General features: G+C 69.1%; 19 protein-coding genes and 1 pseudogene. 12 read left to right on the top strand and 8 right to left on the bottom strand.

Annotated features, from left to right (window positions below; all coding sequences use genetic code 11):
* Window positions 1–204: 204 nt before the first annotated feature.
* Together AC1VNH_RS12150 and AC1VNH_RS12145 are read left to right on the top strand one after the other, a co-directional pair.
* Complete coding sequence (locus AC1VNH_RS12150; protein WP_483111643.1) at window positions 205–1,707, top strand: aldehyde dehydrogenase family protein; 1,503 nt, start codon at window positions 205–207, stop codon at window positions 1,705–1,707.
* Window positions 1,708–1,794: 87 nt separating this feature from the next.
* Window positions 1,795–2,349: a MarR family winged helix-turn-helix transcriptional regulator gene (locus AC1VNH_RS12145; protein WP_483111642.1), complete on the top strand. Its 555-nt coding sequence runs from the start codon at window positions 1,795–1,797 to the stop codon at window positions 2,347–2,349.
* 15 nt (window positions 2,350–2,364) lie between these two features.
* On the opposite strand, the gene AC1VNH_RS12140 is transcribed toward AC1VNH_RS12145, so the two are convergent.
* On the bottom strand, window positions 2,365–3,339 hold the full coding sequence (locus AC1VNH_RS12140; RefSeq protein ID WP_483111641.1) for a S41 family peptidase: 975 nt from the start codon (window positions 3,337–3,339) through the stop codon (window positions 2,365–2,367).
* A gap of 245 nt (window positions 3,340–3,584) precedes the next feature.
* Here AC1VNH_RS12140 and AC1VNH_RS12135 point away from each other — a divergent pair, with 245 nt between their 5' ends.
* From AC1VNH_RS12135 to folE, 5 genes are all read left to right on the top strand, one after another.
* Window positions 3,585–4,460 carry a methylenetetrahydrofolate reductase gene (locus AC1VNH_RS12135; RefSeq protein WP_483111640.1) on the top strand — a complete coding sequence of 292 codons (876 nt, stop codon included), beginning with the start codon at window positions 3,585–3,587 and terminating at the stop codon, window positions 4,458–4,460.
* Between the two features lie 12 nt (window positions 4,461–4,472).
* Window positions 4,473–5,348 (top strand): formyltetrahydrofolate deformylase, encoded by an 876-nt coding sequence (purU, locus tag AC1VNH_RS12130; RefSeq protein WP_137418715.1) that lies wholly within the window; start codon window positions 4,473–4,475, stop codon window positions 5,346–5,348.
* 48 nt (window positions 5,349–5,396) lie between these two features.
* A complete protein-coding gene (gene ligM, locus AC1VNH_RS12125) occupies window positions 5,397–6,800 on the top strand; it encodes a vanillate/3-O-methylgallate O-demethylase (RefSeq protein WP_483111638.1) in 1,404 nt (467 codons plus the stop codon).
* A gap of 121 nt (window positions 6,801–6,921) precedes the next feature.
* On the top strand, window positions 6,922–7,509 hold the full coding sequence (locus AC1VNH_RS12120; protein ID WP_483111636.1) for a PadR family transcriptional regulator: 588 nt from the start codon (window positions 6,922–6,924) through the stop codon (window positions 7,507–7,509).
* Window positions 7,506–8,123, top strand: a complete 618-nt coding sequence (gene folE / locus AC1VNH_RS12115) for a GTP cyclohydrolase I (RefSeq protein WP_483111635.1) — start codon at window positions 7,506–7,508, stop codon at window positions 8,121–8,123. Before AC1VNH_RS12120 ends, folE begins: the two co-directional genes overlap by 4 nt.
* A gap of 49 nt (window positions 8,124–8,172) precedes the next feature.
* On the opposite strand, the pseudogene AC1VNH_RS12110 reads toward folE, so the two are convergent.
* Window positions 8,173–9,659 (bottom strand): annotated as a pseudogene (locus tag AC1VNH_RS12110) (aldehyde dehydrogenase family protein).
* A 122-nt stretch (window positions 9,660–9,781) separates the two neighbouring features.
* Window positions 9,782–10,543, bottom strand: coding sequence for an IclR family transcriptional regulator (locus tag AC1VNH_RS12105; RefSeq protein WP_483111633.1), 762 nt, complete (start codon window positions 10,541–10,543; stop codon window positions 9,782–9,784).
* Window positions 10,544–10,596: 53 nt separating this feature from the next.
* Here AC1VNH_RS12105 and AC1VNH_RS12100 point away from each other — a divergent pair, with 53 nt between their 5' ends.
* Genes AC1VNH_RS12100 through AC1VNH_RS12085 form a run of 4 tightly spaced genes read left to right on the top strand, consistent with a single transcriptional unit; the run spans window position 10,597 to window position 15,934 of the window.
* Window positions 10,597–11,649 carry an Ldh family oxidoreductase gene (locus AC1VNH_RS12100; protein ID WP_483111631.1) on the top strand — a complete coding sequence of 351 codons (1,053 nt, stop codon included), beginning with the start codon at window positions 10,597–10,599 and terminating at the stop codon, window positions 11,647–11,649.
* Complete coding sequence (locus AC1VNH_RS12095) at window positions 11,646–12,890, top strand: iron-containing alcohol dehydrogenase (RefSeq protein ID WP_483111629.1); 1,245 nt, start codon at window positions 11,646–11,648, stop codon at window positions 12,888–12,890. The genes AC1VNH_RS12100 and AC1VNH_RS12095 overlap by 4 nt, the downstream gene beginning before the upstream one ends.
* The gene (locus AC1VNH_RS12090; RefSeq protein ID WP_483111627.1) at window positions 12,887–14,326 is read left to right on the top strand and encodes an aldehyde dehydrogenase family protein; all 1,440 of its coding nucleotides are present in this window, start codon (window positions 12,887–12,889) and stop codon (window positions 14,324–14,326) included. Before AC1VNH_RS12095 ends, AC1VNH_RS12090 begins: the two co-directional genes overlap by 4 nt.
* A 36-nt stretch (window positions 14,327–14,362) precedes the next feature.
* Window positions 14,363–15,934 carry an ABC transporter substrate-binding protein gene (locus AC1VNH_RS12085; protein ID WP_483111626.1) on the top strand — a complete coding sequence of 524 codons (1,572 nt, stop codon included), beginning with the start codon at window positions 14,363–14,365 and terminating at the stop codon, window positions 15,932–15,934.
* A 46-nt stretch (window positions 15,935–15,980) separates the two neighbouring features.
* On the opposite strand, the gene AC1VNH_RS12080 is transcribed toward AC1VNH_RS12085, so the two are convergent.
* Window positions 15,981–16,871: an amidohydrolase family protein gene (locus tag AC1VNH_RS12080; RefSeq protein WP_483111625.1), complete on the bottom strand. Its 891-nt coding sequence runs from the start codon at window positions 16,869–16,871 to the stop codon at window positions 15,981–15,983.
* A 103-nt stretch (window positions 16,872–16,974) separates the two neighbouring features.
* Here AC1VNH_RS12080 and AC1VNH_RS12075 point away from each other — a divergent pair, with 103 nt between their 5' ends.
* A complete protein-coding gene (locus AC1VNH_RS12075) occupies window positions 16,975–17,619 on the top strand; it encodes a GntR family transcriptional regulator (protein ID WP_483111624.1) in 645 nt (214 codons plus the stop codon).
* On the opposite strand, the gene AC1VNH_RS12070 is transcribed toward AC1VNH_RS12075, so the two are convergent.
* Genes AC1VNH_RS12070 through AC1VNH_RS12055 form a run of 4 tightly spaced genes read right to left on the bottom strand, consistent with a single transcriptional unit; the run spans window position 17,595 to window position 21,902 of the window.
* Window positions 17,595–19,133: a GMC family oxidoreductase gene (locus AC1VNH_RS12070; protein ID WP_483111622.1), complete on the bottom strand. Its 1,539-nt coding sequence runs from the start codon at window positions 19,131–19,133 to the stop codon at window positions 17,595–17,597. The genes AC1VNH_RS12075 and AC1VNH_RS12070 overlap by 25 nt on opposite strands.
* Window positions 19,133–20,143 carry an aldo/keto reductase gene (locus AC1VNH_RS12065; protein WP_483111621.1) on the bottom strand — a complete coding sequence of 337 codons (1,011 nt, stop codon included), beginning with the start codon at window positions 20,141–20,143 and terminating at the stop codon, window positions 19,133–19,135. The genes AC1VNH_RS12070 and AC1VNH_RS12065 overlap by 1 nt, the downstream gene beginning before the upstream one ends.
* On the bottom strand, window positions 20,140–21,174 hold the full coding sequence (locus tag AC1VNH_RS12060; RefSeq protein WP_483111620.1) for an aldo/keto reductase: 1,035 nt from the start codon (window positions 21,172–21,174) through the stop codon (window positions 20,140–20,142). Before AC1VNH_RS12060 ends, AC1VNH_RS12065 begins: the two co-directional genes overlap by 4 nt.
* Window positions 21,171–21,902 carry a hypothetical protein gene (locus tag AC1VNH_RS12055; protein WP_483111618.1) on the bottom strand — a complete coding sequence of 244 codons (732 nt, stop codon included), beginning with the start codon at window positions 21,900–21,902 and terminating at the stop codon, window positions 21,171–21,173. The genes AC1VNH_RS12060 and AC1VNH_RS12055 overlap by 4 nt, the downstream gene beginning before the upstream one ends.
* Window positions 21,903–21,911: the final 9 nt, after the last annotated feature.

Genomic DNA, 21,911 nt, shown 5'->3' with positions numbered 1-21,911 from the left:
GTCGATGGCAGGGAGACGTCGAATGTGCGCAGAATCGCGTCTTCATCGACGTCGTTTCGGGTGTCGCCATCCGACTCTGGAGGGCGACCCGGTGAACGTAGCACGATCTCATTTACATGTAAACAAGAATGGACGTAAACTCGTGCCGCGGGGGTGGCGACGGTCGCGATCCCGCACATATCCGAGACACAGAGAGGTGCAGGGATGTCGAGTTCGATCGCCCAGACGTCCGCCGGAGTGCGGACAGGGCTCTACATCGGAGGCGCGGAGCGCTTCACCGATGACGTTCTACAGATCGCCGATCCGGGAAAGCCCGGAGTCGTCGTGGGCGAGGCCGCTGCGGCCACGCCCGCGGATGTCGCGGATGCGGTCGCCGCCGCATCCGCCGCCTTCGGGTCGTGGAGCGCGCTGTCGGCGGCGGAGCGCGCGGAGGCGATGGCCGCAGCCATCGCCGGCATCGCCGACGAGCGCGACACGGACGCCGCCGTCCTGTCGCAGGAGAACGGCAAGATCCGCTTCGAGGGGTGGGTGGATGCCCTCGTCTTCGAGATCCGGTGGAACCTCGCCCTCATGCTGAAGGACGAGGTCGAGAAGGGGCACACGCTCCCCGTCGTCCCCGGCGCGATCCCCGTGACGACCGAGGTGGCCTACCAGCCGCTGGGCGTCGTCACGATCATCGTGCCCTTCAACTGGCCCATCGCCATCCTGGGCGCAGCACTGCCCCACGCGCTGCTCGCGGGCAACACCGCGATCGTGAAGCCGCCGCCCTCCGCGCCGCTGGCGACGACCCGCGTGGTGCAGCGCATCGCCGAGAAACTGCCGCCGGGCGTGCTGAACGTGGTCACGGGCCGCGACGAGAACATGTCGGAGCTCATCCAGAGCCCCGATGTCGCGAAGGTCTGTTTCACCGGCAGCGTGAACGGCGGCAAGCGCATCATGCAGATGGCTGCGCAGACCCTCACGCGGGTGACGCTCGAGCTCGGCGGCAACGACGCGGCGGTGTTCCTGGAAGACGCGATCCTCGACGACGCGCACCTCGACCGTCTCTACGCCGCGATCTACGACACGACGGGCCAGATCTGCATGAACGCCAAGCGCGTGTTCGTGCACCGCTCGCGTCTGGACGAGCTGGTCGCGGGGCTCGAAGCGCGCCTCGAGAAGGTCGTGATCGGGTACGGGCTCGACGAGGGCACGACCATGGGCCCGCTCCACCAGCCGGCGCAGAAGGCGTTCGTCGAGGAGATCATCCAGGAGGCGAAGGATGCCGGCGCCGACGTGCGCGAGTACGGCACCCTGCCCGCGGGCGAGCTCGCGGGCGGCAACTTCCTGCGTCCGGCGATCGTCGTGGACCCCGACCCGTCTCTGCGCGTGGTGACCCAGGAGCAGTTCGGCCCGGTCATCCCGATCATCCCGTTCGACTCGGAGGAGGAGGCGGTCGCCCTCGCCAACGACACCTGGGGCGGCCTGTGCGGTTCGGTCTGGACCACATCGCCCGAGTCGGCGCAGCGCGTGGGATCGCAGCTGGTGTGCGGCTACGTGTGGGTGAACGACCACGGCGCCACCCGCCTCGACCTGCGCGCGCCTTTCGGCGGCATGAAGCAGTCCGGCTTCGGACGCGAGCAGGGCATCGAGGGCGTACGCGCCTTCCAGGACACCCGGTCGATCGCCACGATCGATCCTGAGGCCCTGGCGGCGATGGCGCACTGACGAACGCGATGCGGGCCGGGATCACGCGTCCCGGCCCGCATCCCTCGCCGCGGCCATGACCGCATCCGACCCACGGAGAGGAACCCGATGGCAACTGATCGCAACCGCCATGCTCATGGCGTCGAGCCGCCCGAGAGCGCGGTGGTCGAGCCCTTGGCCGATGTGATCGACCCGGATGCGTTCACCCCGCGACTGCTCGCGCTGCTCTCCAACGCGCTGGTGTGGCGCGAGTCGCACGAGCTCCGGCGCCAGTTCGATCTGGGCACCAACGAGTGGCGCGTGATCTCCGCACTCGCCATGAACCCCGGCTTCTCCGCATCGGAGGTCTCGGAGTTCCTGGTGGTCAACAAGGCGATCGTCTCGAAGAGCGTGAACACCCTGGTGGAGCGGGGTCTGCTGGTGCTCGCCGAGGGCGCCCGCGGCTCGCGGCCGATGTACCTGACCGCAGCAGGCGCCGCCATGCACGACGACATGCTGCCGATCTCTCTTCGCGGGCAGGAGATCATCCTGGCCCACATGACGCCGGCGGAGGTCACCCGACTGAACGCGCTGCTGCGCAAGATGCTCGACGAGATGCGGGTGCTCCAGAGCATCGACAACGAGTCCTGGCTCGCGGATGCGGGCGCCTCCCGCAAGGGCTGAGCCCCGCCCGCTCGCTCAACCCGCGCAGCCCTGCTCACCCAACCACGCGAGCGCATCCGCGTCGGCCTCCGTCGAGTTCTGGTCGGGCGCGATGGCACCCTCCTCGTAGTTCCGGCCCGTCCGATCGACGTACAGGCTCTCGGTGAGCACGATCGTGGCACCGTCGAACAGCGTGTGGCTCACGTTCGCGGACGTGTAGCCGGCACTGTCCGTGCCGAAGGTACGCACGCCGTCCACGCCGCGGAAGGCCGCGAGCACGGCCTCCCCGCTCGACGCGGTCCACTCGTCCTGGAGGATGGCGATCGGCCGGCCGGTGACCTTGCTGCGCGCGCCGACGTCGACCGCGACATTCCCGGCCACCGCGGCGCCGCGGGCCTCGATCGTGACAGGGGTCGCGTTGCCGCCCCGGTCGACGAACGACAACGCATCGCCGTCGGGAAGCAGCGCCGCCACCCCCGACAGCATCGGATTCATGTTTCCGCCGCGGTTCCCGCGCAGATCGACCACCCAGCCGCAGGTGTGCGCGGCCGACTCATCGATGCCGTCAGCGACCGCCGTCGCGTAGGCCTGAAGGTCCTCCGCGCGCGGAGAGACCATCTCCGGCAGCACGATGGTCGTGATGCCGGAGCCGGAGTCGACCGTCGGCTGCGGGGAGGTCTCGGCGGGGTCGGCGGAGAGTTCCTCGCCCGCCGGCACGAAGCGCGAGTGGCGTCCCCCGGCGATCCGCGTCCCCTCCTCCAGGAGGGGATACAGATCGGCGTAGTCGCCCGCCGACATCGCCGCATCCAGGATGGCGGCCCGCGCCGCCGGCCACTCCGGGTCGTTCGCGTGGTAGCCGCCGTCGAGACGTTCGACGGCGAGCTGCGCATACTTCTCGACAGAGGGGGGCACGAGATAGAAACCGAACCGCGGGCCGTAGACGTCGGCCGCGAACAGCCCGGCGGCGACAATCCCGCCGAGCGCGCCGAGGGTGATCGTCGTGACGACCACGCGTCGACGTCGACGTTTCGGGCGAGCGGGAGGGGTGATTCTGGACACGCGTGAAGATGGCACATCCCCATGGTTCCCCCGCGGAATCGCGGGCACATCGGCGGGGCGATGTAACTCCTCGGGCGCACGTCATCCCGAAGGTGGACGACGAGCCGTGAAATACCTCTTGCCATTACCTATCGACATAGGTACTCTCGCTGACGAGGCGCAACGAAGCCCTCCCGACAGCGGAAGGACCACGACTCGTGGCACGTAACACCCCCGCACCCGACCCGGCCGCATCCCTCGCCCTGCTCGACGACTTCTCGCTCGAGATGACGGGCAAGGACATCCCCGGGCTCGAAGAAGCTCTGGACGTCATCCCCGCCGGCACCAAGATCAACGTCACCTTCCTCGGCAACGAAGACCTCGAGATGCGCATCGCCGCCACCAAGGCGGTCAAGGAGGCGGGCTTCGTGCCCGTGCCCCACATCTCCGCGCGCCGGCTCGCCTCCGCGGCCCAGCTCGAGGAGTTCCTGGACCGGCTGCAGCAGGTGGGCGCCACCGAGCACGTCTTCGCGGTCGGTGGCGACCCGGCCGAGCCCGCAGGACCGTACCCCGACTCGCTGAGCGTCATCCGCTCCGGCATCCTGCAGAAGTACGGCGTGCGCGAGGTCTCGATCGCCGGCTACCCGGAGGGACACCCCGACATCCCCACGGATGTGCTGTGGCGCCACCTCGAGGACAAGTCGGCGACCCTCGCAGATCAGGGCCTCGGCCAGGTCATCCTGACCCAGTTCGCCTTCGACACCGACCCCGTCATCGACTGGATCGACAGCGTGCGCGAGCGCGGGATCACCTCGGAGATCCGCATCGGCACACCGGGTCCCGCGGGCATCAAGCGCCTGATCACCTTCGCCCGCCGCTTCGGCGTCGGCGCCAACGCGATGATCGTCAAGAAGTACGGCTTCTCGCTCACCAACCTGATGGGAACGGCGGGCCCCGACCGGTTCATCGGCGACCTCGGAGCGCTCGTCGCGCAGAAGGAGTCGCGCGGACCTGTCAAAATTCACTTCTACACGTTCGGCGGTCTGCGGGCGACATCCGACTGGGCCCGCGACTACATCGCCGCGCAGTCCTGAGGAGATCCCCGCATGTCCCTGCACAAAGACGCCCTGCGTGACCACGCCTGCCTGATCGTGCACGGCCCCGACCAGCCCGGGCTCGTCGCCGCCGTCACCGCGCTCATCACGCGCAACAAGGCCAACATCGTCACGCTCGACCAGTACTCGGACAACCCCGAGGGCGGCGCGTTCTTCCAGCGCGTCGTCTTCCACCGGCCCGACCTGGCCGCGGCGATCGGCGACATCGAAGCGGACCTCGCCCAGACGCTGGAGCCCTACGGGATGCAGTGGCGCCTGACCGACCAGTCGGTGCCGAAGCGGATGGCGATCCTCGCCTCCACGAGCGATCACTGCCTGCTCGAGCTGCTGTGGCGTCACCGCCGGGGCGAGCTCAACGTCACGATCCCCATGGTGATCTCCAACCACACCAACACCGCGGAGGACGTGCGCTCGTTCGGCATCCCCTTCTTCCACGTGCCCTCGCAGGGCCCGGACAAGTCGGAGGCCGAGCGCGAGATCGTCAAGCTCCTCGCCGGCAACGTCGACTTCGTCGTGCTGGCGCGCTACATGCAGATCCTCACCGATGACTTCCTCGAAGGCGTCGGCGTGCCTGTCATCAACATCCACCACTCCTTCCTTCCCGCCTTCATCGGCGCCGGCCCCTACAAGAAGGCCAAGGAACGCGGCGTCAAACTCATCGGCGCCACCAGCCACTACGTCACCAAGGACCTCGACGAGGGCCCGATCATCGAGCAGGACGTCGCCCGCGTCGACCACTCGATGACCGCCGCCGATCTCCAGGCCCGCGGTGCGTACGTCGAGCGAGCCGTACTCTCGCGCGCCGTGCAGTGGCACGCGGAAGACCGTGTCATCCGGCACGGCAACCACACCATCGTCTTCACCTGACTCCGACGCCTCACCCGAGGCGCCGGCCCCCGAACAGAGAGGTTCATCGTGGCCAGCAACCTGCAGGAACTCATCGACCAGAACAACCCGGTCGAGATGCTGCGCAACTCGCAGATCGGCTCCTACATCTACCCGGTCGTCCCCGCCGACTTCCAGAACTGGATCAAGGAGCAGCAGGCCTGGCGCAACACCGCCGTGCTCTACGACCAGTCCCACCACATGGACAACGTGTTCCTGAAGGGCTCCGACGCGATCAAGCTCATCAGCGACACCGCGATCAACTCGGTGGCGAACTTCGCGGTCAACAAGGCCAAGCAGTACGTGCCCACCACCGCGAGCGGCCACGTGATCGGCGACGGCATCCTCTTCCGCGAGGCCGAGGACGAGTACGTCTACGTCGGACGCGCGCCCGCATCCAACTGGCTGATGTACCACGGTGAGACCGGCGGCTACCAGAACCTCGATGTTCAGGTCGACCGCCGTTCGCCCTCGCGTCCGTACGGCCACGCCGTCACGCGCCGCTACTACCGCTTCCAGATCCAGGGCCCGAAGGCGTGGGACGTCATCGAGAAGCTCAACGGCGGCCCGCTGGAGAAGCTCGGCTTCTTCAACATGTCGACCATGACGATCGCCGGTAAGACCGTGCGCACCCTCCGCCACGGCATGGCCGGCGCTCCCGGCCTCGAGATCTGGGGTCCCTACGAGGACCACGACGCCATCCGCGACGCCATCGTCGAGGCGGGCATCGAGTTCGGCCTCGTGCCGGTCGGATCGCGCGCCTATCCCTCGAACACGCTCGAATCCGGCTGGATCCCGTCGCCGCTTCCCGCGATCTACTCGGGCGAGGCCGAGCGCGGCTACCGCGAGTGGCTCGGCGTCGACAGCTACGAGGCCACCGGAACTCTCGCGGGCTCCTTCGTCTCCGACAACATCGAGGACTACTACCTCACGCCGTGGGAGCTCGGCTACGGCTCGTTCGTGAAGTTCGACCACGACTTCATCGGCCGCGACGCGCTCGAGAAGATCGACCCCTCGACCCAGCGCAAGAAGGTCACCCTCGCCTGGAACGCCGAAGACCTCGCGAAGGTCTGGGGCTCGCTGCTGAACGTCGACGGACCCAACTACAAGTTCTTCGACCTGCCGCTGGCCAACTACGGCTCCGCGAACTACGACTCGGTCGTGGATGCGGACGGCACGGTCGTCGGCTTCTCGATGTTCACCGGCTACAGCGCCAACGAGCGTCGCGGTCTCTCGCTCGGCACGGTCGACCCCGACGTGCCGGAGGGCACCGAGCTGAAGGTCGTCTGGGGCGAGCCGAACGGCGGCACCTCCAAGGCCTCCGTCGAGCCGCACGAGCAGACCGAGGTGCGCGTGGTCGTCAGCCCCGTGCCCTACTCCACCGTGGCCCGCCAGACCTACCAGGGCGGCTGGCGCACCGGCTACAAGGGCTGAGCCTCCCCTGACCGCGAGACCGGTTCGTCTCGCCGAGACCCTTGGCCTACCCCACGGTCTCGGCGAGGAGGACCGGTCTCGAGGCCTCTGGGTGGTGGAGTATGAGACGGGAGGGATGACGATGAGCCTCAGAAATGCGCTGCTCGCGATCCTGCGAGTGGGACCGCAGTCGGGCTACGAGCTGCAGAAGCAGTTCTCACTGTCGGTCGGGCACGTCTGGCATGCCCCCGACTCCCAGATCTACCCCGAGCTGCGCAAGATGGCGGCGGAGGGCCTCGTCGAGACCGAGGACCAGACCCGCGGCGAACGCGGGATGCGGCGCCTCTACCACGTGACACCGGCCGGAGACCGGGCGTTCCTCGACTGGATGAACGGGCCGCTCGACTACCAGCGCTTCCGCGACCCCGCGCACCTGCGCGCCGCCTATCTCGAGTCCGCAGAGCCCACGGCGGCCCGCGCCTTCCTCCTGGCGCACATCAGCCACTGGGAGGGCGAGCTGGCGCAGTTCGAGGGCGAGCTCGCGCACATCGACGCACTCTCCAACCCCATGCTCGTCCGGCGTCTCGAGAACACCCCTGCGGAGGGTCACGAGGCCACGATCGAGTACAAGCGGTTCACCTACGAGGGGCTCGCCGCCCGCGCCCGCGGCGAGATCTCCTGGGCGCGCCGGGGCCTGGCTCTCGTCGACCGACTGTCGGAGTCGTCATGACCGGAGCAGACCGCATCCTCACCGCCGCCGCGCCGGACCGCGCCGAGCGATCGCCCCGTGTCGACCGTGTCCGGGCCGCCGCCGCGGTGCGCGACCTCCTCGCCGCCGTCGGCGAGGACCCTGACCGCCCGGGCTTGGAGCGCACGCCCGAACGTGTGGCCGACCTGTTCATCGACATGTTCGCCAGCCTCGGGCAGGATGCCGCCGCCGCCCTGGGTGTGCCCGTCGCCCTCACCGATGACGAGGATCCGGGCGAGCTGGCCGCCGTGACCGGCATCCCGTTCCGCTCCGTCTGCGAGCACCACCTCCTGCCCTTCGACGGCACGGTCGACGTCTACTACGCCCCCGGGCGGCACATCGCCGGCTTCAGCCGCATCGCCTCGCTCGTGGCGATGGCCTCCCGGCGGCCTCAGCTGCAGGAGCGGCTGGGCCAGCAGATCGCCGATGCCATGATGACGGTGCTACGACCGCACGGCGTGACGGTGCGCATCGAGGCCGCACACGGATGCGTGGCGCACCTGGAACCGGCCGCGGCATCCGCCCGCGCCGTCACGGTCGCGACGCGGGGCCACATCCCCGACGCGTCGTGGGTGCCCGTCCCCACCCACCTCTAACACGCCGCCCTTCCGCTGTGCGGGCGGCGGAAGGGCGGGCACCGGTGGGTCAGTGGGCCATCGCGGCGAGGGCGTCGGGATCGATCGTGGCGATGGAGCGTGTGTCCTGGAAGGCACGGACTCCTTCGATCCCCTGCTCCCGGCCGATGCCCGACTGCTTCATCCCACCGAAGGGCGCACGCAGGTCCAGGCGCGTCGCGCCGTGGTCGTTGACCCACACATAGCCGCACACGAGCTGCGAGCCCACCCGCTTGGCCGCCTCGGGGGATCCCGTCCATACGCTGCCGCAGAGCCCCCCCAGGTATCGTTGGCGAGTCGCACGGCCTCTTCTTCGGTGTCGAAGGGAATCACCGGGATGACGGGGCCGAACTGCTCCTGAGTGACGACCCGGAGTGAGAGCTCAGGGTCGACGACGATCGCAGGACGAAGGAAGTTGCCGCCTGCCAGTTCACCGCCCGGTAGCACTCCGTACTGGCGGACGTCCGCGCCGGCATCCTTGGCCTCTTGAACGATCTCTTCGACGAAGGCCTTCTGCGCGGGCTGGTGCAGGGGCCCCATGGTGCTCCCCTCGTCCAACCCGTACCCGATGACCGCCCTCTCCAGGCGGGCAGCAAGGCCGGCGACGAGTTCGTCCATCCGGGAGCGGTGTACGAAGACCCGCTTGGCGTTCATGCAGATCTGCCCTGTGGTGTCGTAGACGGCCGCGTACAACCGGTCGAGATGTACGTCGTCGAGGATCGCGTCCTCCAGGAAGACCGCGGCGTCGTTGCCGCCGAGTTCGAGCGTGACTCGGGTCAGCGACTGTGACGCCATCTGCATAATCCGCTTGCCTCCGTCGACCGAGCCGGTGAAGCACACCTTCGCAACATCCGGGTTCTGGATGAGGCCGGCCATGTTCTCGTCCTTGCCGCTGATCACGTTCAGCACCCCGGCAGGGAGCTTCTCCGCGACACGCTGCACGACACGCGCGGTCGCCAAGGGCGTCGTCGGCGGCACCTTGACGATCGCCGTGTTGCCCGCCAACAGCGCGTGGGGCAACGACGCGCCCAGGATGGCGATGGGCCAGTTGAACGGCACGATCGCCGTCACGACGCCCAGTGGCTGATACGCGACCTCGGTCTCGACCGGGATCGCCCCCGGCACCACCGGCAAGGTGTGCGACGCGTCGACCTCGTCCGTGAGCGCGAGCGCGAGGTTCCACCGGATCTCGAAGACCAGCGCGTCGACCCACGCCTCAAAGCGGATCTTGCCGTTCTCCTGCGAGAGGATCGCCGCGTCCTCGTCCCGCGCGTCGCCGATCCCCGCGATCGCGGCCGTCATCGCCGTCGCGCGGCCGGACGCGCCCAAAGCCGCCCACGCGGGGAACGCCGCTTTCGCGGCGGCCACCGCGTCGGCGACATCCGTCGGCGAGGCGGATGCCGCCTCGCCGACCACACGAGCAGGCCGCGCCGGGTCCACCACCGTGAGGACCTCTTGCGTGAACCGCTCCTCACCACCGATGAACAGGCCCGTCCGGACACGGGTTCCCGTGGTCATTGAATCCGACATCGTCGTGCGCACCTCTCTGTGTCGTCTGCGTGCCCCGTCCGAGGGCTCCCCCATGAGACACCGTCGCGGTCTCCGGCGCCAGTGGCGTGTCCGCTCCGCGGGACGGGCGGTCAGAGGGTTCGCGGCCTTCCTAGCTCGCGCGCGAGCGCGAACGCCGTGGCAATGACGGTCGGTGCGAAGCGCTGGGCCTGCGACAGCGCGGTGGCCCCGGTCACGGATACGGCCGCGGTCGCGCGACCGGCGCGGTCGAGCACCGGGGCCGCCACACAGAACAGGCCGATCTGGGACTCCTCGACGTCGAAGGCGACGCGCTCCGCCCGAACGCGCACCAGCTCGCGGCGGAGGGCGGCGGCATCCGTGAGGGTGTGCGCGGTCAGGGCCGGCATGGGCAGTGACGCGACCTCGATGTCCGGCTGTGGCCCGAAGGCGAGGATCGCCTTCCCCAGCGCGGTCGCATGGAGCGTGCCCCGCCCCCCGAGCCGCGTGTGCGGCACGGTCAGACCTCGCGTGTTGATCTTGTCGAGGTAGAGGATCTGGTCGCCGTCGCGCACGGCCAGGTTTGCTGCGAGCTTCGTGACCTCGTGGAGGGTGTGGAGATAGGGGGATGCCGCTTCGCGGAGCGTCGGATGACTCGGTGAGAGGGTCCCGAGCTCGAAGAGCTTCGCGCCGAGGCGGAGCCCGTTCTCGGTGCGCTCCAGTGCACCCCAGTCGATGAGCTCCTGGGCGAGTCGGTGCGTGGTCGAGCGCGAGACACCGGTGCGTGCGCTCAACTCGCGTATCGACATCTCGCGCTGGTTCGCGGAGAACGCGTCGAGGAGCGACAGCGCTCGGCGCAGCGAGCTCGGGGTGTCCTGGTCCGCGGGACTGTCCATGAGACGGATGCTACACAGTTGTCGACAATGTTGTGGACAGAAAAGTGAGGGGAATGTCGATGGTGACCGAACCCACGACCGTGACGGTCGCGCGCGACGAGTTGACGGAACTCGCGACGGAGTTCCTCTGCGAGCGCGGCGCGCCCGCAGCTGCCGCACGCGTGCAAGCCGTGCACCTCGTCGAAGCAGAACTGCGGGGTCACCCCTCGCACGGCGTACGCCGCCTCGAGGTGATCGGGGCGCGGATGGAGAACGGCGTGCTCGACCCCGCCGCCGCCCCGCGCCTGGAGTGGATCGGCGCGGCCGCACTCCGCGTCGACGGCCGGTGCGGCTTCGGTCCGGTCAGCGCGTACGCCGCCGTCGACGCCCTGATCGAGCGCGTCCCGGCGAGCGGCGTCGCCGTCGCGTCGCTGTCCCGCACGCATCATCTCGGAATGCTCGCACCGTACGTCGAGCGCCTCGCCGCGGTCGGACTCGTGGGCATCGTCCTCTCCGCCACCGAGGGCCTCGTCCATCCATGGGGCGGGGCGGGCGCACTCCTGGGCACAAATCCGATCGGCATCGGCATCGGCGCCACGGGCGGCGACCTCATTCTCGACATGTCGACGGGCGCGACATCGGCCGGGAAGATCCTCGACTATCACGCTCGAGGGCTCCCGCTGCCGGAGGGGTGGGCGGTCGACCCGGGCGGGGAGCCGACGACCGACGCGGCGGCCGCGGCGAAGGGCGCGATCTCTCCCTTCGGAGGCCCGAAGGGCTATGCACTGGGGCTCGCCTTCGGAACCCTCGTCGGCGCACTGACCGACTCCGCGCTGGGCACCGAGGTGCACGGAACCTTGGACGCCGAGAAGGAGACGACCAAAGGCGACGTCATCGTCGCCTTCGGTACGTCGCTGGTCGCCGGCGGCGACACACGCGACAAGGTGGGCGACTACCTCGATCGCGTCCGAGCGAGCGGCCGGACGGCGGCGGTGCAGGTCCCGGGGGATCGCGCGCGCGCCGAGCGGGCGCGCCGAATGGAGGACGGCGTGCCCATCGCGCACGACGTGTGGCAGTCGTTGACAGGCGACGGCGAGCGCCTCGCCGCGAAAGGAGAGACCCCATGATCGGGATGCTGCGCCTCCCCCAGGAGATCCACTTCGGCTTCGGCGTCCGTGTCGGCATCCCGGCGGCCGCCGCGGCGCTGGGCCGCCGAGCATTCGTCGTCGTCGATCCCGTGCTCGCAAGGACACCGGCCTTCACCGATCTCGTCCGCGAGCTCGAGTCGACCGGGATCGAGGTGGCGCTGCACACCGACATTCCCCCGGAACTCCCCGTTGCATCCGTGGAGTCAGCGGGAGCACGCGCACGCGACTACAGTCCGGACGTCGTGATCGGTTACGGCGGCGGCAGCGCCCTGGATGCGAGCAAGCTCATCGCGCTGCTTGCGGCGTTCGACGCCCCGCTCTCGAACTTCTACGGCGAGAACGCGGTGCCCGGCCCGGTCCCTCCCGTCATCGCCGTGCCGACGACGGCGGGCACCGGATCGGAGGTCACCCCCGTCGCGGTCGTGTCCGATCCCGCGCGAACGCTGAAGGTCGGCGTGTCGAGTCCGCACCTGATCCCTCGGTTAGCCTTCGTCGACCCGGAGCTGACTCTCGCGGCGCCCCCCGGGGTCAGTGTGCATGCCGGAATCGACGCGTTCGTCCACGCCGTCGAGTCGTTCACCGCCCGCCCCCTGCCGCACGCCGGCAGCGAACCCCTTCCGGTCTTCATCGGCCGCAACGCGCTCTCCGACCCGCTATCGTTGGAGGCTGCCCGACTCATCTTCTCGGCGTTGCCCGCGGTCGTCGCCGACCCCGCCGATCGTGACGCGCGCGCCGCAATGGCCCGCGGCAGCCTGCTGGCGGGTATGGCGTTCGGCTCGACCGGGACGCACCTGTCGCACGCGATCCAGTACCCCGTCGGCGCGATGACCAAGACGCCCCACGGGCTCGGAACGGGCACTCTGCTCCCCTACGTTCTCCAGGCCGTCCTCCCGACCTCGATGGACCGCCTGATCGCACTCGGCACCGCGGTGGGCGTGCGTGCGCACGATGACACCGCACCGGCCGTCGTAGCCGCGCAGCGCGTCGTGGACGCGGTGGCCGACATGTGTGCACGCGTGGGCATTCCCGCATCGTTGGCCGAGATCGGCGTCCAGGCGTCCGATGCGTCCGAGATCGTCGAGCTGACACTCAACGTCGGTCGGCTCGTGGCCATCAGCCCGGTGGGCGGCGATGCCGCCACCATCCGCCGCATCGTCGACGCAGCGATCGCCGGCGATCGATCACTGTTGATCGCCCCCACCGAGGAGGACGAGCGATGACTCTCGAGAGCAGCCTGATCTCCGACCTGTTCATCGACGGCGTCTGGCGAGCGGGCGGTGAGGGCGACCGCTTCGCCGTGATCGACCCCGCCGACGGCACGACGCTGGCGATGTTCGCGGCAGCGTCGGCCGCCGACTGCGACGACGCGGTCGAAGCAGCCGCGGCGGCGTTCCCGTCCTGGGCGTCGAGCAGCCCGCGCGCTCGGAGCGAGCTCCTCTACCGCGCTTTCGAGGTCCTCCGCGAGGAGAAGGAGCAGTTCGCCGAGATCATCGTGCGCGAGAACGGCAAGGCGTGGGCGGATGCGGTTGCGGAAGCCGCGTACGCGACCGAGTTCTTCCGCTGGTTCGCGGAGGAAGCGGTCCGCGTCGGCGGCGACTTCAGAATGTCTCCCGCCGGCGACAAGCGCATCGTGGTCGCGCGCCAGCCAATGGGCGTGGCGCTGCTGATCACGCCGTGGAACTTCCCGGCCGCGATGGCGACGCGCAAGCTGGCACCGGCGTTGGCAGCGGGATGCACGACGATCCTGAAGCCGGCCAGGGAGACACCGTTGACAGCCGCCTACGTCGTCGACGTCCTGCGCCGCGTGGGAGCCCCGCCCGGCACGGTCAACCTCGTGACCCCGGTCCCCACCGGCCCGCTCGTGGCGCGCATGCTCTCGCACCCGGCCGTGCGCAAGCTGTCGTTCACGGGGTCGACCGAAGTCGGGCGTGACCTGCTCCACGCCGCTGCGGACACGGTGGTCAGCTCCTCCATGGAACTGGGCGGCAACGCGCCGCTCATCGTTCTGCCCGGCGCCGACATCGAAAGCGCTGTCGACGGCTCCTTCGCCGCCAAGATGCGCAACGGCGGATCGGCATGCACGGCCGCGAACCGGCTCTACGTCCACGAGTCGCTGCACGACGCATTCGTGGACGGCCTGATCGCGCGGCTCGCCGGGCTCTCCACCGGGCCGGGTCACGACCGCGCGAACGACCTCGGCGCCCTCGTGTCCGTGGCAGAGCGCGACAAGGTTGCGGAGCTGGTCTCGTGCGCCACCGACGAAGGGGCGACCCTGCGGTACGGCGGAGGGACGACGGATACCGGTGCGTTCATCGAGCCGACGGTGCTGACGGGGGTCACGCACGGGGACACGATCACGCGCCGCGAGATCTTCGGGCCGGTTTCGGCCGTCATCCGCTATGACGACGTCTCGGAGGCGATCCGTCTGGCCAACGACACCGAGTTCGGGCTCGTCGCGTACGTGTTCGGGCCCGAGCAGGCAGCCCTCTCGGTCGCCCTCCGGCTCGAATGCGGCATGGTCGCCGTCAACCGGGGGGTGCTCAGCGACCCCGCTGCCCCGTTCGGCGGCACGAAACAGAGCGGCCTCGGACGCGAAGGCAGCTCGGAAGGCATCCTCGAGTACCTCGAGGAGAAATACGTCGCACTCAACCCCTGAACGCGACCTCCCCACCATCACGAAAGAAGCACTCTCATGCACTCGAACAAGAGGGGCGGCGGGCGACGCTTCGCCGCCGCCACAACAGCGCTGCTCGTCGGCGCGCTCGCTCTCGCGGCATGCTCCGGGGGGTCGGACGATCCGTCCGCGTCCGGCTCGCCGAAGCAGGGCGGCTCCATCACCATGGAATCGGCCGCGGGCTTGACCAGCTGGGACCCGATCACGACCTGGGGAAGCCTTCCCGGCGTCGTCACCGACCGACTGATCGCCGTGTACGGCCAACTCGTCTACGTCGATCAGGACGGCAAGACCGTCCCCAGCATGGCCAAGAGCGTCACCACAAGCGATCAGGGAGCGACCTGGAATCTGGTCCTGCAGCCCAACATCACCTTCACCGACGGCACGCCCTACGACGCCGCCGCCGTCAAGGCGAACTGGGACCGCGCGGCGTCCCCCGACCACCCCTCCGCGGTACAGGCGCTGGCGCAGTCGTTCACGACGACGGTCGTGGACCCGGTGACGCTCACGATCACGCCCGCCACGGCGGACCCGGTGCTCGATCAGGAGATCGCCGAGCAGCTGCAGCTGATCGCGTCCCCCACGGCGCTGAAGGCCACGAGCTATGACACCCCGGTCGGCGCGGGCCCCTTCGTCCTGAAGAAGTGGGATCCGGCCGTCGGGGAGGACTTCACGGCCAACCCGAACTACGTGCTCGGAGCACCCAAGTACGACGAGCTGCACTTCCGGGTCGTCGACGACCCGGCCCAACGTGCCAAGACGATCGCCTCCGGCGACGCGCAGTACATGAACGGCTTCGCTTCCGACTTCCGGGCCTACGAGGGCGACCCCGGGTTCGGGTTCTTCACGGTGCCCAACGGCGGGTTCCGGGCGATGGAGTTCAACAACCAGCGGGCGCCCTTCAACGACGTCCGCGCGCGCGAGGCGGTTGCGCTGGCCCTGGACCCGACAGAGCTCGTCCAGACCATGCTCGCGGACCCGACCCTGCAAGGGTCGACGACACTGCTGGACCAGGACTCGCCGTACTACGACGGCTCCTTGAGTCTGCCATCCCCGAACCTGGCGCAGGCGCAGAAGCTGGTCGACGAGTTGAAGGCCGACGGCATCCCGATGAACATCACGATCGTCCCGGCGGCCATCCCGGAGCTGACACGTGCCGCGGAATACGTGCAGACGACGCTCTCGAAGCTGTCCGGCGTGAACGTCACGGTCGCCCAGGTAAGCATCCAGGACATCCGAACCAAGACCTGGGGCCCGGGTGACTACGATCTGACGTTCTACCCGGGCATCTACGACGTGAACCCGGTGACGACCTCGTTCACCAACTTCTTCGGGACCAACGGGAGCGACAACTTCCAGAAGTCGTCGTCGCCCGAGATGGAACAGGCTCTGGCGCAGCTCCGCGCAGCGACCACCGACGACGCACGCAAGACGGCAGCGATCGCGGTGCAGAAGCTCTATGTCCAGACCGTGCCGGTGTACGTCTTCGGATACGACCACCGCGTCTACTTCCACCAGGCCGACGTGCAGGGCTGGGACGCGGTGGGGCGCGGAGCCATCCTGCCGCAGAACTTGTACTACACGCAGTGACGACGCGCGCCGGGGCGGGGCCGTGCGCCCCGGCGCGATCACCTGCTCACCAGCCCAGAAGCCGCCGCGCCGCGCCGCCCAGAATGTCGGCGCGTTCGACAGGGGTGAGCGCGGGCTCGTCACGGATGTAGCCGAAGGACTCGGACCAGGAGCTGAACTCGAGGTCCAGCGTCCAGTCACTGGCCCACATCACGCGGTTCGAGCCGAACGCGCCGACGACCTGGCACAGGACGGCCGACACATCGGGATACGGGTAGGGCCGCTCGGACAGCCGGGTGGCATGCCCCCACTTGACGGCGACGTTGGGGAGCTCTGCGAGGCCGCAGAGCTCGGGGAACTGATCGAAGCGGTCGGGGCGGGACCCGCGCGAACCCGGCATCGAGACCCCCATGTGGTCGATGATGACCGGGAGGCGCGGGTGCGCAGAGGCGATCTCACGGATCGCCGTCAGCCTTCCGCGGATGCCGATCCCGTTCACCTGGACGAAGACGGGGATACGGCTCTCCTGCGCGAGCGAGAAGTAGCGATCGTACCTTCCGCCCACGAGGTCGCGCGCGAAGGCGTCGACCGCGGCCTCGTTCTCGGGTCGTTCCCCGGCACTGGGCGGGAACGGGACGAACGGGAGGATGCGGAGGCCGACGACGCCCGGGCGCTCACGCAGTCCGCCGACGACGCGGTCGATGTCGGGGTCGTCCGGCTGAGCGCGAGTGATGTAGGCGAACCGATCAGGGTGCAGGGCGACGGCCTGCTCGGCGAGAGGCTGGATGTGGCGCACCGATCCCCCGCGGAGCGGATAGGACGGCAGCGGCCGGCCGCGGTCGTCGAACCCCCAGAACTCGTCGATCACGACGCCGCGGACGCCCGCGGCGTCCATGGCGACGAGTCCTGCGTCGATGCCCACCATGTTCAGATGCACCTGCGCGTCGATGATCTCCACGACAGTCTCCTCTCTGTGCGATGCGACCGGACGGTCACTCCGGTCGGGGCCGTTCCGGCCGATAGGCTTGCTCCCGAAAACTGTTCTCGAGGGGTATCGCACAATGGCCAGTGGCACCGGCGGCGCCGAGTTGGTCGACTCGCTCGCGCGCCACATCCGCGAGGGCGTCTACCACCCGCACGAACGGCTCATCGAGTCGGAGTTGTGCGAGCGTTACGGAACCAGTCGCACGGCCGTTCGGTCCGCGCTGATCGAGTTGACCGCGCTCGGGCTCGTTGAGCGGGAGGCGAACCGGGGCGCGCGGGTGCGACACGTGCCGATCGACGAGGCGATCGAGACGGCCGAGGTGCGTTTCACCCTCCAGGCGATGTGCGATGCACGCGCGGCGACGCGAGCGACGGACGCGGACCGCGAGGAGCTCGCGGTCCTGCGCCGGCGTCTCACCGACGCGGTCGCGGCCGCGGATCGCAGACAGACAGCCGCGCTGAACGACGAGATCTCTCGCGTCGTGCGCCGGATCAGCGGGCACGCGATCGCCAGCCGCATCATCGAGGGACTGCAGTCGCAGATCCCCGTTGATCGATACCCTCACCAGCTTCCCGACCGCCGGATGGCGTCGATGGCCGAGTTCGAGGAGATCATCGAGGCGATCCTCGTCGGCGACGAGGGGGCGGCTCTCGCGGCCGGTCATCGGCATCGTGACAACATCCTGGCCGCCCTCCGTCAGGCGCGCGACGCCGCGGAGTAGCCCTCCGCGGTCGGCGAGAGGAAGTCAGCGGCGCGCTCGCCGATCATGACCGCCGTCAGATAGGTGTTCGCGCGCGGGACGACCGGACAGACGGACAGGTCGGCGACGGTCAGCGCATCGACGCCGCGCACCTCGAGGCGGGGCGTGGTGACAGACTCCTCGCCGCCCATGTTCGCACCCCCGGTCATGTGGGAGGTATCGCGCGCGCAGGCTCGCAGCCAGCCATCGAGAGCGGCGTCCGAAAGGTCGTCGACGGCCGCGCCGAAGCGGTCCCGGACCTGCGCACCGGACGACGCGAGCATCGAGACCGCCGACCTCACCGCGGCGCGGGCAAGCTCGACGTCCCTCGGATCCGACAGTAGCCGGAGACGGATGTCAGGGGCCACGGCGGAATCCGCCGAACGGATGCGGGCATCGCCGCGGCTCAGGCAGTACGCCAGCTTCACGCCGAACGCGGTCTCCGCGGCCGACGCCGACGCCGGGTTCGCGGCGACCACCAGCAGATCCCCCGGCCGTGAGTGAGAGAGGCCCGACGAGTACCGCAGTGTCACGTTTCCCCGAGCTCCACCCGCACCCGGTCGCGCCCCCTCCTGCGGCACGTGCAGCCAGAAACCGACGTGGTCCTGCACCCCCTCCCCTACGGGCAGATCGGACAAGACCCGGATCCCGTGCGACCGCAGCAGCGCCGCGCGGCCGATCCCGGATCGCTGCAGGATCGCGGGCGTGGACGCCGCTCCGGCCGCCAGCACGACGCGGTCGCCCGCGAACACGCGTCGGGTGCCGTCATCGCCGATGCAGAGCACTCCTTCCGCGCGGCCGGATTCGATCACGACGCGCTCGGCGCGCATACCGGCGTGGACGTGGATGCGGTCCTCTCCTCGCCAGGTCTCGACGTATCCGTCGTACGCCGTCACACGAACCCCCATCCGGAGGTGGCTCGCGGTGCGCGAGACACCCAACGAGCCGGGTCGATGATAGTCCGGCTCCCACGCGTGGCCGGCGGCCAGCGCAGAGTCGGCAAGCAGCCGGTCTCCGGAGCCCCAGTCCGACACCTCGCGTCGGACGACGGGAACCGGGCCGCCGCGACCGTGATACGCCGCGGATCCGTAGTCGAGGTCGTCCTCGAGGCGCCGGAACACCGGCAGGACGTCGCCCCACCCCCAGCCGCGCGCACCCAGCCGCTCCCACTGGACGAACTCGTCCACGGGCGGACGGATCGCCACGATGCCGTTGATGGCCGACGTGCCGCCCATCCCCCAGCCCCGCAGGTACGCCTCCGGGGCGTCTGCGTCGCGCCGGCGGGCGAGGACACCCGGAAACGAGTAACGACTGGGCGAACGACCGTCCACCCGCCACGCGAAGACGTCGTCACGGGGGAAGCGGATCTCGCCGGGAGCGTTCTCGCTGCGCCAGTCCGGTCCGGCGTCGACGAGCGCCACCGTGTGTCCGCGTTCGGCGAGTCTGCCGGCGACGGCGCAGCCAGCGGATCCTGCCCCGACCACGACGACGTGCATCAGAGCCCCAAACGGGCCTTCAGATCGGCGGGCATCCGTTCGAGCGGGAACGGCCAGACATAGTCCGGCCCGCCGAGCAGAGTCTGGTCGACGCGGCCGGCAGCGGCGAGGCGATCCCGGGTCGCCGCATCCAGCGAGCGGTCGAGCATCCCCACGTCCTCGCGCAGTTCTGCGACGGACGCGACGCCGATGACGACGACGTCGATGAGGTCTTCTTCCAGGGCGAAACCCATCGCCGCCTCGGGGAGCGACAGCCCTGCGGCGTCGGCTTCGTCCTGGACCCGGCCGACGGCGTCCACGACTTCCGGCTGAGCGTCCCAGAAGCTGTAGAGCGGTTGCTCGACCCCACGAACGCCCGTCCCGAGGATGTTCCCGGTGAACGGCGACGTGAGGATCGTTCCGATGTCCTTCTCCTTCGCCCGTTCGAGGAGCCCCGACGTCTTCGCCGCCTGGTTGAGGATCGTATACAGCCGAGGGAACTGGATGACATCGAACTCGTCGGACTCGACGGCGGCCAGCAACGGACCGAGCGTGCCCGTCGCGATACCCACGGAACCCACGAGCCCTTCGTCCTGGAGACGTCGGAGTTCCGGCAGTGCGCCGCCCTTGCCGTAGATCGTCGCCAGGTCGTCGTCGTTGCGCGGGTCGTGCAGCATGAAGACCGGGATGGTCCGGACGCCGAAGGCGCTGAGGCTCCGTTCCACGGACTCGCGCACCTGCGCCCCCGTGAACCCCTTGCCATGCCCGAACTTCGTCGAAACGATCAGACCTTCGGGCGCGCCGACCGAACGGATCACGCGGCCGAGCATCGCTTCGTTGTCGTACACCTCCGCGGAGTCGAGGAGAGTGATCCCGGACTCGAAGGCGCAGGCGACCAGGGCGGTCACCTCTTCCTCGCCGAGTACCTGAACGGCGGGGTGGGCGCCCGCATTCCCCAGCCCCCACGCACCAAGGCCGATGCGGGAGCTGGTCAGTCCGGTGCGCCCGAGCGTCACGGTGCGAGCGCTCATGGCGTGACCACGTCCTTCAGCTCCTCGGGGACGCGGTCGAGCGGGAACGGCCAGACGAAGTCGGGCCCTCCCATTAGCCGATCGTCGACGATTCCCGCGTCGGCGATGGATTCCAGGTCGTCGCGAGAGAGCGCCAGATGCAGAGACTCGACATTCTGCGCGAGCTCCTGCGGCGACCTCACGCCGATCACCGCTACATCGATCAAGGGCTCGGTCACAACGAAGGCCACAGCGGCCTGAGCGATCGTCACGCCGAGCTCGTCCGCGCGGTCCTGCATGCGGCCGACCGCATCGACGACCTCGGGCTGGGCGGGCCAGTATGCGTACAGCGGCTTCTCGACTCCGCGGACGCCTGTAGCGAGGATGTTCCCCGTGAACGGCGCGGCCAGCTGCGTTCCCATGCCGCGAGCTCGCGCCTTTTCCAGCAGGCCGGAAGTCTTCGCAGCACGGTTGACGAGGGTGTAGAGCCTGGGGAACTGGATGACGCCGAACTCTCCGGAGTCGACGGCGCGTTCGAGCGGCCGCATGGTTCCGGTGGCGACGCCGATCGCCCCGACGAGGCCCTCGTCCTGCAGCCGGCGTAGCCCCTCGAGTGCGCCGCCCGGCGCGAGGACGATGTCCATGTCCTCGTCGTTGCGCGGGTCGTGCAACATCATGAGCGGGATGCGTTCCACATCCAGAGCGGCGAGTGAGCGCTCGACGGAGGCACGCACGCCGTCCGCGGTGAACGGCTTGCCATGACCGTACTTGGTCGCGATGAGCAGATCTTGCGGCACGTTGCGCACCTGGCTGAGCAGTCGTCCGAGCCGCTCCTCGTTCTCGTACATGTCCGCCGAGTCGAGGTAGGAGATGCCCGCCTCGAACGCGGCTTCCAAGACGCCGACGATCGTCTCGTCGTCTTCGATCGTGGCTGCCGCAGCGGCCTTGCCGATCCCCCATGTTCCGAGCGAGAGCTGGGAGGTCGTGATGCCGGTGGCGCCGATGGTGACCCGCGGAACACGGCTTCTCGTCTGGTCTGCTTCCTCGCTCATCGCGGAACGACCACCTCTCCGACCGAGCGGGCGCGAAGCTCATCCCACATGCTCTCCGGGACATCGCGGCCGATCGCAGGCTCTCCCTGGTTCTTGTGGTTGAGGTGTCCGTCGCGCTGGGCGCCCTCGAGAGGCATCGCCATCACGATGGCATTGATCGTCTCTTCCGGGGCCAGAGCGCCGTGCGCGATCCCCTTGCCCGCGGCGAGCAAGTGACCGGGCCCGACCGGGATGCGCATCCCGTTGTAGTCGAGGGTGACGTGCCCTCGGAAGATGACCCAGTACTCGTCTCCGTCGTGATAGTGGTAGTCGCACGGGTTCTCCGGGCGGAACATGCAGATCTCGTTTCGGACCGTGTGGTCCCAATGGCCTTTGACACGCACGAGCTCGGCCATCGACTGTCCACTGTTGGTGAGTGTCGCACCCGATGCGGGCACGTCGTAGTAGTCCCGCTTGTGGAGAGTGAAACGCCCGTGTTCGCTCTGAACCTCCACCTGCCCGCTGACGACGGTGATGCGATCCTTCGCGGTCGTCGGCTCGATCCTGACGCTCGAGGCGAGTGGCGTGTCCTGGTAGTAGCCCCAGTAGGCCACGTGGCCGTTGGCGTCGGGGACGACAGAGTGATTGTTCATGACCATCACGCGACCGAGATGGATGAACTCGAAGTCGTCGATCTCGACCCAGGGCAGTTTCTGGCTCTGAAGGGTCTCACGGGTGAAGATGGGCATCTGGTACTC

Source organism: Microbacterium sp. KU4F, assembly GCF_056868075.1.
The sequence above is the reverse complement of the archived record's forward strand: the minus strand, read 5'-3'. Positions and strand labels throughout refer to the sequence as shown.

Coding starts and splice junctions, on each gene's coding strand:
- purU (WP_137418715.1), top strand. CDS start 4,473: ATGTCCCTGCACAAAGACGCCCTGCGTGACCACGCCTGCCTGATCGTG.
- AC1VNH_RS12150 (WP_483111643.1), top strand. CDS start 205: ATGTCGAGTTCGATCGCCCAGACGTCCGCCGGAGTGCGGACAGGGCTC.
- AC1VNH_RS12095 (WP_483111629.1), top strand. CDS start 11,646: ATGATCGGGATGCTGCGCCTCCCCCAGGAGATCCACTTCGGCTTCGGC.
- AC1VNH_RS12090 (WP_483111627.1), top strand. CDS start 12,887: ATGACTCTCGAGAGCAGCCTGATCTCCGACCTGTTCATCGACGGCGTC.
- AC1VNH_RS12060 (WP_483111620.1), bottom strand. CDS start 21,174: ATGAGCGAGGAAGCAGACCAGACGAGAAGCCGTGTTCCGCGGGTCACC.
- AC1VNH_RS12065 (WP_483111621.1), bottom strand. CDS start 20,143: ATGAGCGCTCGCACCGTGACGCTCGGGCGCACCGGACTGACCAGCTCC.
- AC1VNH_RS12105 (WP_483111633.1), bottom strand. CDS start 10,543: ATGGACAGTCCCGCGGACCAGGACACCCCGAGCTCGCTGCGCCGAGCG.
- AC1VNH_RS12085 (WP_483111626.1), top strand. CDS start 14,363: ATGCACTCGAACAAGAGGGGCGGCGGGCGACGCTTCGCCGCCGCCACA.
- AC1VNH_RS12100 (WP_483111631.1), top strand. CDS start 10,597: ATGTCGATGGTGACCGAACCCACGACCGTGACGGTCGCGCGCGACGAG.
- AC1VNH_RS12070 (WP_483111622.1), bottom strand. CDS start 19,133: ATGCACGTCGTCGTGGTCGGGGCAGGATCCGCTGGCTGCGCCGTCGCC.
- folE (WP_483111635.1), top strand. CDS start 7,506: ATGACCGGAGCAGACCGCATCCTCACCGCCGCCGCGCCGGACCGCGCC.
- AC1VNH_RS12075 (WP_483111624.1), top strand. CDS start 16,975: ATGGCCAGTGGCACCGGCGGCGCCGAGTTGGTCGACTCGCTCGCGCGC.
- AC1VNH_RS12145 (WP_483111642.1), top strand. CDS start 1,795: ATGGCAACTGATCGCAACCGCCATGCTCATGGCGTCGAGCCGCCCGAG.
- AC1VNH_RS12120 (WP_483111636.1), top strand. CDS start 6,922: ATGAGCCTCAGAAATGCGCTGCTCGCGATCCTGCGAGTGGGACCGCAG.
- AC1VNH_RS12055 (WP_483111618.1), bottom strand. CDS start 21,902: ATGCCCATCTTCACCCGTGAGACCCTTCAGAGCCAGAAACTGCCCTGG.